Here is a 13895-nt window from a genome sequence, read left to right on the forward strand (position 1 = left end):
AGGCATTCACAAAAAAATTGTAATAAAAAGAAAAGATTACATGACTGAAACTTCTTTTCATCAGCAGTAAACTAGTGAGTATTCTTCCCCCTTCCCTCCCCACGAAGAGAATCCTTATGAAATCCGTTTTTACGATTTCCGCCAGCCTGGCAATTAGCCTGTTGCTTTGCTGCACAGCGCAGGCAAACGACCATAAAATCCTCGGCGTCATTGCCATGCCGCGTAACGAAACCAACGATCTGGCGCTGAAACTTCCTGTTTGCCGCATTGTTAAGCGTATACAACTCTCTGCCGACCATGGCGATTTACAGTTAAGCGGTGCATCGGTTTATTTTAAAGCCGCCCGTAGCGCCAGTCAGAGCCTGAATATTCCTTCAGAAATAAAAGAAGGGCAAACCACTGACTGGATCAACATTAACAGCGATAACGACAATAAACGCTGCGTCTCAAAAATCACCTTTTCCGGCCATACGGTGAACTCATCGGATATGGCCACGCTGAAAATTATCGGCGACGACTAACGCCAGAATATAGAAGCCACAAAAAATGAATGTTAATTACCTGAATGATTCAGATCTGGATTTTCTCCAGCATTGTAGTGAGGAACAATTGGCAAATTTCGCCCGGCTGCTCACCCATAATGAAAAAGGCAAAACTCGCCTCTCCAGCGTACTGATGCGCAACGAACTGTTTAAATCGATGGAAGGACATCCCGAGCAACATCGCCGCAACTGGCAGCTGATTGCCGGAGAATTACAGCATTTTGGCGGTGATAGCATCGCGAATAAATTACGCGGACACGGCAAACTGTACCGGGCCATTTTGCTCGATGTTTCAAAACGATTGAAGCTGAAAGCCGACAAAGAGATGTCTACGTTTGAAATTGAGCAACAGTTACTGGAACAATTTCTGCGTAATACCTGGAAGAAAATGGACGAGGAACATAAGCAGGAGTTTCTGCACGCGGTCGATGCCAGGGTGAATGAGCTGGAAGAGCTGCTGCCGCTGCTGATGAAAGACAAATTATTGGCAAAAGGCGTGTCGCATTTGCTTTCCAGCCAATTGACCCGCATTTTACGCACCCACGCAGCAATGAGCGTACTTGGGCATGGTTTGCTGCGCGGCGCGGGGCTGGGAGGCCCTGTAGGCGCGGCACTAAATGGGGTTAAAGCGGTCAGCGGCAGCGCCTATCGCGTGACGATTCCAGCCGTACTGCAAATCGCCTGCCTGCGCCGGATGGTTAGTGCCACTCAGGTCTGATACCGGAAACCGGGGAAAATTTTCATTTTCCCTTCAAAAGATCGTAGACACTGCCCCACTGGCTGATTATTATGCCGCGCCCTGAAAACACTACAGTTATTCAGGGAAATTATTTCACCATTCATTCGATGATGATTTTTGAGGAATTATGGGCAACACTAAGTTGGCTAATCCGGCACCGCTGGGCCTGATGGGCTTCGGCATGACCACCATTCTGCTTAACCTGCACAACGTGGGTTATTTCGCTCTTGACGGTATTATTCTTGCAATGGGCATTTTCTACGGCGGCATCGCGCAAATTTTTGCTGGTCTGCTGGAGTACAAAAAAGGCAACACTTTCGGTTTAACCGCATTCACCTCTTACGGTTCTTTTTGGCTGACGCTGGTTGCGATTCTGCTGATGCCGAAACTGGGTCTGACCGATGCGCCAAATGCACAGTTCCTTGGTGTATACCTGGGTCTGTGGGGCGTATTTACGCTGTTTATGTTCTTCGGCACGCTGAAAGGCGCACGCGTTCTGCAATTCGTTTTCTTTAGCCTGACCGTGCTGTTTGCCCTGCTGGCGATCGGTAACATTGTCGGTAATGCCGCGATCATCCACTTTGCCGGCTGGATTGGTCTGATCTGCGGTGCCAGCGCAATCTATCTGGCGATGGGTGAAGTGCTGAATGAGCAGTTTGGTCGCACCGTTCTGCCGATTGGTGAATCCCACTAATTGTTTTGAGATCCCCCCGCTCGGGGGGATTTTTTTATTCGCTAACTTCGCGTCTTGCACTCTTCGGTCTGAATGCTGCAACCACTTCCGGTGCCGTTTCAACGTATGGCCCTTCCAGCAACTGAATGCAGTACGGTACGCTGGCAAAAATACCGTGTACCACAACGTTACCCTCAGCATCCTTCACCCCTTCCAGCGTCTCTTTAATAGACTTCGGCTGACCGGGTAAGTTAAGGATTAGTGCTTGTTTGCGAATCACGCCCACCTGGCGCGAAAGGATCGCGGTTGGAACAAAATGCAGGCTAATTTGGCGCATCTGTTCACCAAAGCCTGGCATCTCGCGGTCCGCTACTGCCAGCGTCGCATCGGGCGTGACGTCACGACGCGCCGGACCAGTTCCGCCCGTGGTGAGCACCAGATGGCAACTCATTTCATCCACCAGCTCACACAACGTTTGCTCGATGATCGCCTGCTCATCGGGGATTAAGCGGGTTTCCAGTTCAAACGGCGTGGTTAGCGCCGATGTCAGCCATTCTTCCAGCGCTGGGATGCCTTTATCCTGATAAACGCCGCTGGATGCGCGATCAGAGATGGAAACTAAGCCAATACGTAAAGTATTCATTAAGATTTTTCCGTTTAAACAGTCTCGTTAAACAGAATGATACACTGCGAAGGGAGTGACAGACAGGCTTCAGAAGAGGTAGCGTGACCGACTTCCCGGTCACGCTAAGAATGATTACAGCAGATCGCCGATCATTTTTTCCAGTTTTTCCTGATCAACAGCAAACTTACGGATACCTTCCGCCAGTTTATCTACTGCCATTGGATCCTGGTTGTGCTGCCACAGGAACTCGGACTCAGTGATACGCGCCGGACGCGCTTTCACTTCGCCGGTGTAAGACAGTTTACGTTCGATAGCCCCTTCGCTCTCAGCCAGCTCTTTCAGCAGTGCCGGTGCGATGGTCAGACGGTCGCAGCCTGCCAGTTCCAGAATTTCGCCGATGTTACGGAAGCTTGCGCCCATCACCACGGTTTCATAACCGTGCTCTTTGTAGTACTGGTAGATTTCAGATACAGAAACCACACCCGGATCTTCTGCCGGAGCGTACTCTTTCTTATCGGTATTCGCTTTGTACCAGTCAAGAATACGGCCAACAAACGGCGAGATCAGGAACACGCCCGCTTCCGCACAAGCACGAGCCTGAGCGAAGGAGAACAACAGGGTCAGGTTACAGTTGATACCTTCTTTTTCCAGCTGTTCTGCAGCACGGATACCCTGCCAGGTAGAAGCCAGTTTGATCAGAATACGATCGTTGCTAATACCTGCATCGTTGTAGAGTTTGATCAGGCGTTTTGCTTTCGCAATTGACGCTTCGGTGTCATAGGAAAGACGCGCATCAACTTCAGTTGAGATACGGCCCGGAACCAGTTTCAGGATTTCCAGACCAATATTTACTGCCAGTTTGTCGGTCGCGTCCACGATTTGCTGCGCGCGATCGTTGCTCTGCTGTTTCGCCCAGGCGACAGCATCATCAATCAACTTACGATATTCCGGAATCTGCGCTGCGTTAAGAATGAGAGAAGGGTTAGTTGTGGCATCCTGCGGTTGATACAGCTTCATTGCCGCGATGTCCCCAGTGTCGGCCACTACGGTGGTGTACTGACGAAGGGAGGTCAATTTGTCCGTCATGATAGTATTTCTCTTTAAACAGCTTGTTAGGGGGATGTAACCGGTCTGCCCTGATGATATCACGACGCAACGTCAGCGCAACCGCCGACAAGACGGTTATCGCCTGGCGAGACTGTTTCGGATTTCTGACACTGCGTTGATATCGCCCGCCATTTTTATACAAAACCTCATGTATGCTACGCAGAAGTTATCAACTACCTCGTAGCGTATATACTTCTTAAACAATTGGTAACGTTTACACAGGAAAGTCATCGCGACCGGCAATAAGAGGGATATGCATGCCAGATTTTTTTTCCTTTATTAACAGCGTCTTCTGGGGCTCGGTAATGATTTACCTGCTCTTCGGCGCAGGTTGTTGGTTCACTTTTCGCACCGGTTTTGTGCAGTTTCGCTACATCCGCCAGTTTGGCAAAAGTCTTAAAAATAGCATTCATCCACAGCCAGGCGGTTTAACCTCATTTCAGTCATTGTGTACCAGTCTTGCGGCGCGCGTGGGTAGCGGCAACCTGGCTGGCGTTGCGCTGGCTATTACCGCCGGTGGACCAGGTGCCGTCTTCTGGATGTGGGTTGCCGCGTTTATCGGCATGGCGACCTCGTTTGCCGAATGTTCCCTTGCACAACTTTATAAAGAACGTGACGTTAATGGGCAGTTTCGTGGCGGACCGGCATGGTATATGGCGCGCGGGCTGGGGATGCGCTGGATGGGCGTTCTGTTCGCCCTCTTTTTGCTCATCGCCTACGGCATAATTTTCAGCGGAGTTCAGGCGAACGCCGTTGCCCGAGCCCTGAGTTTTTCTTTTGATTTTCCCCCGCTGGTGACAGGCATTATTCTTGCTGTCTTTGCTCTGCTGGCAATCACTCGCGGTCTTCATGGCGTCGCCCGGCTCATGCAGGGGTTTGTCCCGTTGATGGCGGTAATCTGGGTACTGACCAGCCTGGTAATTTGCGTAATGAATATCGGGCAACTTCCCCACGTCATTTGGTCTATTTTTGAGAGTGCTTTTGGCTGGCAGGAAGCGGCAGGCGGCGCGGCGGGATATACCTTAAGCCAGGCGATTACTAACGGTTTTCAGCGCAGTATGTTTTCCAATGAGGCGGGAATGGGGTCGACGCCAAACGCGGCAGCGGCAGCTGCGTCCTGGCCTCCGCATCCCGCAGCGCAAGGGATTGTCCAGATGATTGGCATTTTTATCGACACCCTGGTCATCTGTACGGCAAGCGCCATGCTGATATTACTGGCTGGCAACGGCACAACCTACATGCCACTGGAAGGTATTCAGCTTATCCAGAAGGCGATGCGGGTGTTAATGGGTTCCTGGGGTGCGGAGTTTGTTACCCTCGTGGTTATTCTGTTTGCCTTCAGCTCCATCGTTGCCAACTACATTTATGCCGAAAACAATCTCTTCTTCTTACGCCTGAACAACCCTAAAGCGATCTGGTGTCTGCGAATCTGCACCTTCGCAACGGTCATCGGCGGCACCTTGCTAAGTCTTCCGCTGATGTGGCAACTGGCAGATATCATAATGGCCTGCATGGCTATTACCAATTTGACCGCCATATTACTGCTCTCGCCTGTGGTTCATACCATTGCCAGTGATTATCTACGCCAGCGTAAACTCGGCGTGCGCCCGGTGTTTGATCCGTTGCGTTATCCGGATATTGGTCGCCAGCTTTCTCCGGACGCGTGGGATGATGTTTCGCAGGAGTAATCACAACTATCGATCAACTCATTCTCTTTTTTTGCTAAAGTCGGCATAAATTTCCTGCAAGGACTGGATATGCTGATTCTTATTTCACCTGCGAAAACGCTCGATTACCAAAGCCCGTTGCCCACCACGCGCTATACGCTGCCGGAGCTGTTAGACAACTCCCAGCAGCTGATCCATGAAGCGCGGAAACTGACGCCTCTGCAGATTAGCACCCTGATGCGCATCAGCGACAAACTGGCGGGCATCAACGCCGCTCGCTTTCATGACTGGCAGCCAGATTTCACGCCAGAGAATGCCCGACAGGCGATTCTGGCATTTAAAGGTGATGTCTATACTGGCTTGCAGGCCGAAACCTTCAGCGAAGACGATTTCGATTTTGCCCAACAACATTTGCGAATGCTTTCCGGCTTGTATGGCGTACTGCGCCCGCTCGATTTAATGCAGCCTTATCGTCTGGAAATGGGGATCCGTCTTGAGAATGCCCGAGGGAAAGATCTGTATCAATTCTGGGGAGATATCATCACCAACAAGCTGAACGAGGCGCTCGCAGCACAAGGCGATAATGTGGTGATTAATCTGGCGTCAGATGAGTATTTTAAATCGGTGAAGCCGAAGAAATTGAATGCCGAGATTATCAAGCCAGTGTTCCTCGATGAGAAGAACGGCAAATTTAAGATAATCAGCTTCTACGCTAAGAAAGCGCGCGGTCTGATGAGTCGTTTCATTATTGAAAATCGGCTGACCAAACCAGAGCAACTAACTGGCTTTAATAGCGAAGGTTACTTCTTTGATGAAGCTTCCTCCAGTGATGGGGAACTGGTGTTTAAACGCTACGAGCAGCGTTAAGTTTGCAGTAAATGCCGGATGGCAATCCGGCATTCATATTTAGCGATGATGTTTGTCCGGCCCCGGACGATGATCGCCACGGTGGTCATTACGATGATCATGGTGCTTGTTATGACCTGGCGGCGATCCGTGTGGGTGCCAGCGATTGCCTCGCCATTCATAATGTTGTTTCCACCAGCCGTGGTCGCGCCAGTGACCGCCATCCCAGTAATAGCCACGATTATCACGATCGCCTATCTGTAATTTTACTGACGGGACTAACGTAATTTCCGCAGCCTGTGCTGCCATGGGAGCGACCAGAACCAGGGAAAGTGCGAGTACGATAGATTGCATCTTTTTCACAGGTTACTCCTTTTATCATTGCCCGTTATGGGTCGATATCCGGAGATTACGCGATGAGAACGGCGGTTGTTATTCTCCGCAATCCTAATCTCTAAGTTACCGCATTTATTGAGAATTTCTCCTTTTTTCCTGTCGTTTTTCTCCATATTTTCTTCATAAAAAAGCCGGGCTGTATAAAAGCAAACCCGGCCTGATTGAGATAATGAATAGATGTTACTGATGATTCATCATCAATTTACGCAACGCAGCAAAATCGGCGGGCAGATTATGCGAAAGCAAGGGTAAATCAGCACGTTCTGCCAGCTCTTTTGGCAGATCCAATGTTTCACCGAGAATCGCTTCCACGCTCTCTTTAAATTTCGCCGGATGCGCGGTGCCGAGGAACAAGCCATATTCGCCTGGATGCAACTGGTCACGCAGCGCACGATAAGCTACGGCAGCGTGCGGCTCCGAGGTATAGCCCAGTTCTTTTAACTCACGCATTGTCTGTTGCGTGGTTTCATCATCTACGGCTGCATAACCCAGCTCTTTCAGTTGCCAGATTTTGCGGCGGAACAACTCTTCCACACGCGGCCAGTTGTTCGGTTGACTCACGTCCATCGCGTTGGATAACGTCGCCTGAGTCGCTTTAGGGGACCACTGCCCGTCGTGCAGGAAACGCGGCACGGTATCGTTCACGTTAGTGGCAGCGATAAAACGCTTCACCGGCAGGCCAAGAGATTTCGCCAGCAGGCCCGCAGTCAAATCGCCGAAGTTACCGCTCGGCACCGAGACAACCAGCTGGTTGCGCGCTTCCTGCGGCAGCTGCGCAACAGCTTCAAAGTAGTAGCAAATCTGCGCCAGCAAACGGCTGATGTTAATGGAGTTAGCAGAGTTTAGCCCCAGCGCCACCTTCAGTTCTTCATCATCAAACGCCTGCTTCACCAGCGCCTGACAGGCATCGAAATCGCCGTCGATGGCAACAGTTTCAATATTGCCGCCCAATGTACAGAACAGTTTTTCTTGCAGTGGACTGATTTTGCCTTTTGGATAGAGGATAACCACTTTCACATTCGGTAAACCGTAGAAAGCATGAGCCACTGCCGCTCCAGTATCACCGGAGGTCGCGGTCAGAATGGTCACTGGCTTATCGCCCGCAATATGGGTCAGCATTTGTGCCATAAAGCGACCGCCGAAATCTTTAAATGCCAGTGTTGGCCCATGAAACAATTCCAGACAACCGACATCGCTTTCAACATTGGCGACCGGAGCCGGGAAGGCAAACGCCGCGCGCACGCGCTCTTCCAGTATTTCCTGCGGGATCTCATCACCAATAAACGCCGAGAGGATCTTCGCACTGCGGGTGACAAAATCCAGTTTCAGCATCTCATCAATTTCAGTCAGGCTAAATTCCGGTAGGTCGTGCGGAAAAAACAGCCCCTGATTTTTGCCCAACCCCTGAGTTACGGCTTGCGCAAAGCTGACCTGTTCGTTGTGATCTTTCAGATTGTAGAGTTTCATTTAGTTTTCCAGTACTCGTGCGCCTGCCGTATCCAGCCGGCAAATATGAACAAAACCTTCCTGATTTTGCAGGTAGTTCTTACCCAACCAGTCGGCAACGCGCTGGGCGGTATCCGGCTTGTCACACAGAGCGAACAAGGTCGGCCCGGATCCGGAGATACCGCTCGCTACCGCGCCGATTTCCGCGACCGCCTGCCGCGCCTGCTTGAAGCCAGGCAGTAAACGTTCACGGTAAGGTTCAGCGATAACATCTTTCATCAACTTCGCGGCAAGCTCAGGTTGACGGGAATAGCAGGCGTGAATGAAGCCTGCCAGATGTCGCCCGTGCGCAATGCAATCCTGGCGGCGATACTGCGCCGGTAAAATCGCCCTGGCTTCTGCCGTCGAGACTTTAATCCCCGGATACGCCAGCACCCACAGCCACTCATCAAACCCTGGCACTTGCTGGCTGATGATGTCGTTTTCTTCGATCATCAACTGCATACCACCAAGAAAACACGGTGCCACGTTGTCGTAATGAATGCTGCCGGAGATACGCCCTTCCAGCTCGCCCATCAAAGCCAGCAAACGAGTGTCATTAAGCGGCTTGCCGCAGTGTTCATTCATCGCCATCAGCGCCGCGACCACCGAACAGGCACTGGAGCCTAAGCCCGAGCCGATCGGCATATTCTTTTCCAGCGTCATTGCCACTGGAATTTGCTTGCCCAGCTCCTGGCAAAAACGCTCCCAGCACTGATAAACGATATTTTCCCGTGGTTCTGACGGCAGCTTATCGGCAAAACGTCCGAGATTGTTGAGACTGAATGTCTCTGCCGCCTCAACCGTGACTACATCTCCGAGCAATGCACCATCAACAGGTGTCACCGCCGCCCCGAGCACATCAAACCCGACGCTCATATTGGCACTGGAAGCCGGGGCATAAACTTTAACCATGTCAGACTCCTAACTTCCATGAGAGGGTACGTAGCAGATCGGCAAAGACACCAGCAGCTGTAACGTCATTGCCCGCGCCATATCCGCGCAGAACCAACGGCAGCGGCTGATAATAGTGGCTATAGAAGGCCAGGGCGTTTTCGCCATTTTTCACTTTGAACAGCGGATCATTGCCATCCACTTCGGCAATCTTCACGCGGCAGATGCCATCTTCATCAATATTGCCAACATAGCGCAAAACTTTGCCCTCATCACGAGCCTTCGCCACGCGTGCGGCAAAGAGATCGTCGAGCTGTGACAGATTCGCCATAAAAGCTGCAACATCACCCTCTGCGTTAAACTCTGCGGGCAGCACAGGTTCAATTTCAATATCCGCCAGTTCCAGTTCACGTCCCGTTTCACGGGCGAGAATCAATAGCTTACGCGCCACATCCATACCAGAAAGATCATCTCGCGGGTCCGGTTCGGTATAACCCATTTCCCGCGCCAGCGTGGTCGCCTCGGAGAAACTCATGCCTTCGTCTAACTTGCCGAAGATATAAGAAAGCGAACCGGAAAGAATGCCGGAGAACTTCATTAATTCATCACCTGCGTTGAGCAGATTTTGCAGGTTCTCAATAACCGGTAATCCAGCCCCAACGTTAGTGTCATAGAGGAATTTACGCCGCGATTTTTCCGCCGCATAACGCAACTGATGGTAGTAATCCATCGACGAGGTGTTGGCCTTTTTGTTTGGCGTAACCACGTGGAAACCTTCGCGCAGGAAGTCAGCATACTGATCCGCCACCGCCTGGCTGGAGGTACAGTCGACAATCACCGGATTCAGCAAATGATATTCTTTCACCAGGCGAATTAAGCGCCCGAGGTTAAACGGCTCTTTGGCTTGCGCCAGTTCTTCCTGCCAGTTCTCCAGATTAAGGCCATGCACATTGGTGAGCAGAGCCTTTGAGTTGGCAACGCCGCAGACACGTAAGTCGATATGTTTATTCTTCAGCCAGCTTTGCTGGCGCTTCAGTTGCTCCAGCAGCGCACCGCCAACACCACCGACGCCAATCACAAACACTTCGATAACCTGATCGGTATTGAACAGCATCTGGTGGGTAACGCGCACGCCAGTGGTCGCATCATCGTTATTTACCACGACAGAGATTGAGCGTTCAGAAGATCCCTGAGCAATGGCGACAATGTTGATATTGGCGCGGGCCAGCGCGGCAAAGAATTTCGCCGAGATCCCACGCAAGGTGCGCATACCATCACCTACCACCGAGATAATGGCTAGCCGTTCCGTCACCGCCAGCGGCTCCAGCAAGCCTTCCTTCAGTTCAAGATAGAACTCTTCCTGCATCGCCCGTTCAGCTCGCACACAGTCGCTTTGTGGAACGCAGAAACTGATACTGTATTCAGAAGACGATTGCGTAATCAGCACCACTGAAATGCGAGCGCGTGACATCGCTGCAAAGACGCGCGCCGCCATGCCGACCATCCCTTTCATTCCCGGACCGGAAACGCTAAACATTGCCATGTTATTCAGATTGGAAATGCCCTTGACTGGTAATTCGTCTTCATCACGGCTGGCGCCAATGAGCGTACCTGGTGCTTGAGGATTTCCGGTGTTTTTAATCAGGCAAGGGATTTGGAACTGGGCGATGGGGGTAATGGTGCGGGGGTGAAGAACTTTAGCGCCGAAGTAGGAAAGCTCCATCGCTTCCTGGTAGGACATCGACTTCAACAACCTCGCATCGGGCACCTGACGCGGGTCGCAGGTATAGACCCCGTCAACGTCCGTCCAGATCTCGCAACAATCGGCGCGTAAACAGGCAGCCAGTACCGCGGCGGAGTAGTCGGAACCGTTACGTCCAAGCACCACCAGTTCGCCTTTTTCATTACCGGCGGTGAAACCTGCCATCAGCACCATGTGGTCAGCCGGAATGCGGCTTGCCGCAATACGGCGGGTGGACTCAGCAATATCGACGGTAGATTCGAGGTAATGACCGACTGCCAGCAGTTTTTCGACCGGATCGATTACGGTAACGTTGTGACCACGCGCTTCTAACACGCCGGCCATAATGGCGATCGACATTTTCTCGCCACGGCAAATCAGTGCCGCGTTGATGCTATCCGGGCACTGCCCTAACAAACTAATACCATGCAGGACATGTTTAATTTGGGCAAATTCCTGGTCGACGAAAGTTTTCAGCTGCGCCAGCGGGAATCCCGGCTGAGCGGCGGCGAGTCCCGTCAGAAGTTCGGCAAAAATACGTTCGGCATCGCTGATATTGGGTAAAGCATCCTGGCCGCTAATGGTTTTTTCAATCATCGCCACCAGGTGGTTGGTGATTTTGGCGGGGGCAGAGAGGACGGTGGCCACCTGCCCCTGCCTGGCATTGCTTTCCAGAATATCGGCAACCCGCAGAAAACGTTCTGCATTTGCCACTGATGTACCGCCGAACTTCAACACTCGCATGGTTGTTACCTCGTTACCTTTGGTCGAAAAAAAAGCCCGCACTGTCAGGTGCGGGCTTTTTTCTGTGTTTCCTGTACGCGTCAGCCCGCACCGTTACCTGTGGTAATGGTGATGGTGGTGGTAATGGTGGTGCTAATGCGTTTCATGGATGTTGTGTACTCTGTAATTTTTATCTGTCTGTGCGCTATGCCTATATTGGTTAAAGTATTTAGTGACCTAAGTCAATAAAATTTTAATTTACTCACGGCAGGTAACCAGTTCAGAAGCTGCTGCCAGAGACACTTTTTTTAATCCACACAGAGACATATTGCCCGTTGCAGTCAGAATGAAAAGCTGAAAAATACTTACTAAGGCGTTTTTTATTTGGTGATATTTTTTTCAATATCATGCAGCAAACGATGCAACATTGCCGTGTCTCGTTGCTCTAAAAGCCCCAGCCGTTGTTGTAACCAGTCGACCAGTTTTGTGTCATCTGCCACTGCCAGGGTCGTCAGCAATGACATGGCTCGTTCGCGTAAAGCTTGCAGTTGATGTTGGTCTGCCGTTGTGTCACTTTTGGCCGGTTGTTGTATTAATGTTGCTAATTGATAGCAATAAACCATCACCGCCTGTCCCAGATTCAGCGAAGGATAATCTGCCACCATCGGCACACCAGTAAGAACGTCAGCCAAGGCTAACTCTTCGTTAGTCAGCCCGGAATCTTCGCGACCAAACACCAGCGCTGCATGGCTCATCCACGAGGATTTTTCCTCTAACAGCGGCACCAGTTCCACCGGCGTGGCGTAGTAATGATATTTCGCCCGACTGCGTGCAGTGGTGGCGACAGTGAAGTCGACATCGTGTAACGATTCAGCCAGAGTTGGGAAAACTTTAATATTATCAATAATATCACCAGATCCATGTGCGACCCAGCGGGTAGCTGGCTCCAGGTGTGCCTGACTATCGACAATTCGCAGCTCGCTAAACCCCATCGTTTTCATTGCCCGCGCCGCTGCCCCAATATTTTCTGCTCTGGCGGGTGCGACCAGAATAATCGTTATACGCATATTGCCACTCTTCTTGACCTAATAACCGCGCACAGGGTGATCATTGTCAACTTATTACGCGGATCGAATTTACAAACTCTTAACGTAAGTCGCAGAAAAAGCCCTTCACTTAGCTTAAAAAAGACTAAACTATTTCCTGACTGTACTAATGGTTGAATTGTTAAAAAATGCTACATATCCTTCTGTTTACTTAGGATAATTTTATAAAAAATAAATCTCGACAATTGGATTCACCACGTTTATTAGTTGTATGATGCAACTAGTTGGATTATTAAAATAATGTGACGAAAGCTAGCATTTAGATACGATGATTTCATCAAACTGTTAACGTGCTACAATTGAACTTGATATATGTCAACGAAGCGTAGTTTTATTGGGTGTCCGGCCCCTCTTAGCCTGTTATGTTGCTGTTAAAATGGTTAGGATGACAGCCGTTTTTGACACTGTCGGGTCCTGAGGGAAAGTACCCACGACCAAGCTAATGATGTTGTTGACGTTGATGGAAAGTGCATCAAGAACGCAATTACGTACTTTAGTCATGTTACGCCGATCATGTTAATTTGCAGCATGCATCAGGCAGGTCAGGGACTTTTGTACTTCCTGTTTCGATTTAGTTGGCAATTTAGGTAGCAAACATGCAGACCCCGCACATTCTTATCGTTGAAGACGAGTTGGTAACACGCAACACGTTGAAAAGTATTTTCGAAGCGGAAGGCTATGATGTTTTCGAAGCGACAGATGGCGCGGAAATGCATCAGATCCTCTCTGAATATGACATCAACCTGGTGATCATGGATATCAATCTGCCGGGTAAGAACGGTCTTCTGTTAGCGCGTGAACTGCGCGAGCAGGCGAATGTTGCGTTGATGTTCCTGACTGGCCGTGACAACGAAGTCGATAAAATTCTCGGCCTCGAAATCGGTGCAGATGATTACATCACCAAACCGTTCAACCCGCGTGAACTGACTATTCGTGCACGCAACCTGCTGTCCCGTACCATGAATCTTGGTACTGTCAGCGAAGAACGTCGTAGCGTTGAAAGCTACAAGTTCAATGGTTGGGAACTGGACATCAACAGCCGTTCGCTGATCGGCCCTGATGGCGAGCAGTACAAGCTGCCGCGCAGCGAGTTCCGCGCCATGCTTCACTTCTGTGAAAACCCAGGCAAAATTCAGTCCCGTGCTGAACTGCTGAAGAAAATGACCGGCCGTGAGCTGAAACCGCACGACCGTACTGTAGACGTGACGATCCGCCGTATTCGTAAACATTTCGAATCTACGCCGGATACGCCGGAAATCATCGCCACCATTCACGGTGAAGGTTATCGCTTCTGCGGTGATCTGGAAGATTAATCGGCTTTACCACCGTCAAAAAAAACGGCGCTTTTTAG

Annotated in this window: 15 protein-coding genes and 1 other annotated feature; of the genes, 6 read left to right on the plus strand and 9 right to left on the minus strand. The window is 50.6% G+C overall.

Features of this window, described 5'->3' with window-relative positions; translation table 11 throughout:
• The first annotated feature begins 116 nt into the window (after positions 1–116).
• From FQ015_RS01275 to satP, 3 genes are all read left to right on the plus strand, one after another.
• On the plus strand, positions 117–521 hold the full coding sequence (locus FQ015_RS01275; protein WP_105271164.1) for a DUF2541 family protein: 405 nt from the start codon (positions 117–119) through the stop codon (positions 519–521).
• Between the two features lie 25 nt (positions 522–546).
• Positions 547–1260 (plus strand): acidic protein MsyB, encoded by a 714-nt coding sequence (msyB, locus tag FQ015_RS01280; protein WP_001102367.1) that lies wholly within the window; start codon positions 547–549, stop codon positions 1258–1260.
• A gap of 148 nt (positions 1261–1408) precedes the next feature.
• Positions 1409–1975, plus strand: coding sequence for an acetate uptake transporter (gene satP / locus FQ015_RS01285; RefSeq protein ID WP_000528541.1), 567 nt, complete (start codon positions 1409–1411; stop codon positions 1973–1975).
• A gap of 34 nt (positions 1976–2009) precedes the next feature.
• On the opposite strand, the gene mog is transcribed toward satP, so the two are convergent.
• Both mog and tal read right to left on the minus strand, forming a co-directional pair.
• Complete coding sequence (gene mog, locus FQ015_RS01290) at positions 2010–2597, minus strand: molybdopterin adenylyltransferase (RefSeq protein ID WP_001094685.1); 588 nt, start codon at positions 2595–2597, stop codon at positions 2010–2012.
• A 114-nt stretch (positions 2598–2711) separates the two neighbouring features.
• Positions 2712–3665: a transaldolase gene (tal, locus tag FQ015_RS01295; RefSeq protein WP_000130187.1), complete on the minus strand. Its 954-nt coding sequence runs from the start codon at positions 3663–3665 to the stop codon at positions 2712–2714.
• 278 nt (positions 3666–3943) lie between these two features.
• On the opposite strand from tal, the gene FQ015_RS01305 reads away from it, so the two are divergent.
• Both FQ015_RS01305 and yaaA read left to right on the plus strand, forming a co-directional pair.
• Positions 3944–5374 (plus strand): alanine/glycine:cation symporter family protein, encoded by a 1431-nt coding sequence (locus FQ015_RS01305; RefSeq protein ID WP_160523614.1) that lies wholly within the window; start codon positions 3944–3946, stop codon positions 5372–5374.
• Positions 5375–5443: 69 nt separating this feature from the next.
• Entirely contained in the window at positions 5444–6220 is a 777-nt protein-coding gene (yaaA, locus tag FQ015_RS01310; protein WP_160523615.1) for a peroxide stress protein YaaA, read from the plus strand.
• Between the two features lie 39 nt (positions 6221–6259).
• Here yaaA and FQ015_RS01315 read toward each other — a convergent pair whose 3' ends face one another.
• The 7 genes from FQ015_RS01315 to yjjY all read right to left on the minus strand — a co-directional run bounded on the left by FQ015_RS01315 (position 6260) and on the right by yjjY (position 13045).
• A complete protein-coding gene (locus tag FQ015_RS01315; protein WP_039020376.1) occupies positions 6260–6562 on the minus strand; it encodes a DUF2502 domain-containing protein in 303 nt (100 codons plus the stop codon).
• A 213-nt stretch (positions 6563–6775) separates the two neighbouring features.
• Positions 6776–8062, minus strand: a complete 1287-nt coding sequence (gene thrC / locus FQ015_RS01320) for a threonine synthase (RefSeq protein ID WP_039020377.1) — start codon at positions 8060–8062, stop codon at positions 6776–6778.
• A complete protein-coding gene (thrB, locus tag FQ015_RS01325) occupies positions 8063–8995 on the minus strand; it encodes a homoserine kinase (RefSeq protein WP_000241655.1) in 933 nt (310 codons plus the stop codon).
• A gap of 1 nt (position 8996) precedes the next feature.
• Positions 8997–11459, minus strand: coding sequence for a bifunctional aspartate kinase/homoserine dehydrogenase I (gene thrA, locus FQ015_RS01330; RefSeq protein WP_001264706.1), 2463 nt, complete (start codon positions 11457–11459; stop codon positions 8997–8999).
• Between the two features lie 25 nt (positions 11460–11484).
• Positions 11485–11604: a sequence feature (Thr leader region), on the minus strand.
• Positions 11540–11605, minus strand: coding sequence for a thr operon leader peptide (gene thrL, locus FQ015_RS01335; RefSeq protein ID WP_001386572.1), 66 nt, complete (start codon positions 11603–11605; stop codon positions 11540–11542). Its footprint overlaps the feature before it by 65 nt.
• Positions 11606–11818: 213 nt before the next feature.
• The gene (locus tag FQ015_RS01340; RefSeq protein WP_001223153.1) at positions 11819–12505 is read right to left on the minus strand and encodes a tRNA/rRNA methyltransferase; all 687 of its coding nucleotides are present in this window, start codon (positions 12503–12505) and stop codon (positions 11819–11821) included.
• 399 nt (positions 12506–12904) lie between these two features.
• The gene (gene yjjY / locus FQ015_RS01345) at positions 12905–13045 is read right to left on the minus strand and encodes a protein YjjY (RefSeq protein WP_001303782.1); all 141 of its coding nucleotides are present in this window, start codon (positions 13043–13045) and stop codon (positions 12905–12907) included.
• A 95-nt stretch (positions 13046–13140) separates the two neighbouring features.
• On the opposite strand from yjjY, the gene arcA reads away from it, so the two are divergent.
• Entirely contained in the window at positions 13141–13857 is a 717-nt protein-coding gene (arcA, locus tag FQ015_RS01350) for a two-component system response regulator ArcA (RefSeq protein WP_001194358.1), read from the plus strand.
• The last annotated feature ends 38 nt before the right edge of the window (positions 13858–13895 follow it).

Source organism: Escherichia sp. HH26CH (assembly GCF_009820205.1).
Taxonomy (GTDB): domain Bacteria; phylum Pseudomonadota; class Gammaproteobacteria; order Enterobacterales; family Enterobacteriaceae; genus Escherichia; species Escherichia coli_F.

Coding starts and splice junctions, on each gene's coding strand:
- tal (WP_000130187.1), bottom strand. CDS start 3,665: ATGACGGACAAATTGACCTCCCTTCGTCAGTACACCACCGTAGTGGCC.
- mog (WP_001094685.1), bottom strand. CDS start 2,597: ATGAATACTTTACGTATTGGCTTAGTTTCCATCTCTGATCGCGCATCC.
- FQ015_RS01305 (WP_160523614.1), top strand. CDS start 3,944: ATGCCAGATTTTTTTTCCTTTATTAACAGCGTCTTCTGGGGCTCGGTA.
- thrC (WP_039020377.1), bottom strand. CDS start 8,062: ATGAAACTCTACAATCTGAAAGATCACAACGAACAGGTCAGCTTTGCG.
- yaaA (WP_160523615.1), top strand. CDS start 5,444: ATGCTGATTCTTATTTCACCTGCGAAAACGCTCGATTACCAAAGCCCG.
- yjjY (WP_001303782.1), bottom strand. CDS start 13,045: ATGACTAAAGTACGTAATTGCGTTCTTGATGCACTTTCCATCAACGTC.
- FQ015_RS01275 (WP_105271164.1), top strand. CDS start 117: ATGAAATCCGTTTTTACGATTTCCGCCAGCCTGGCAATTAGCCTGTTG.
- satP (WP_000528541.1), top strand. CDS start 1,409: ATGGGCAACACTAAGTTGGCTAATCCGGCACCGCTGGGCCTGATGGGC.
- arcA (WP_001194358.1), top strand. CDS start 13,141: ATGCAGACCCCGCACATTCTTATCGTTGAAGACGAGTTGGTAACACGC.
- FQ015_RS01340 (WP_001223153.1), bottom strand. CDS start 12,505: ATGCGTATAACGATTATTCTGGTCGCACCCGCCAGAGCAGAAAATATT.
- msyB (WP_001102367.1), top strand. CDS start 547: ATGAATGTTAATTACCTGAATGATTCAGATCTGGATTTTCTCCAGCAT.
- thrA (WP_001264706.1), bottom strand. CDS start 11,459: ATGCGAGTGTTGAAGTTCGGCGGTACATCAGTGGCAAATGCAGAACGT.
- thrB (WP_000241655.1), bottom strand. CDS start 8,995: ATGGTTAAAGTTTATGCCCCGGCTTCCAGTGCCAATATGAGCGTCGGG.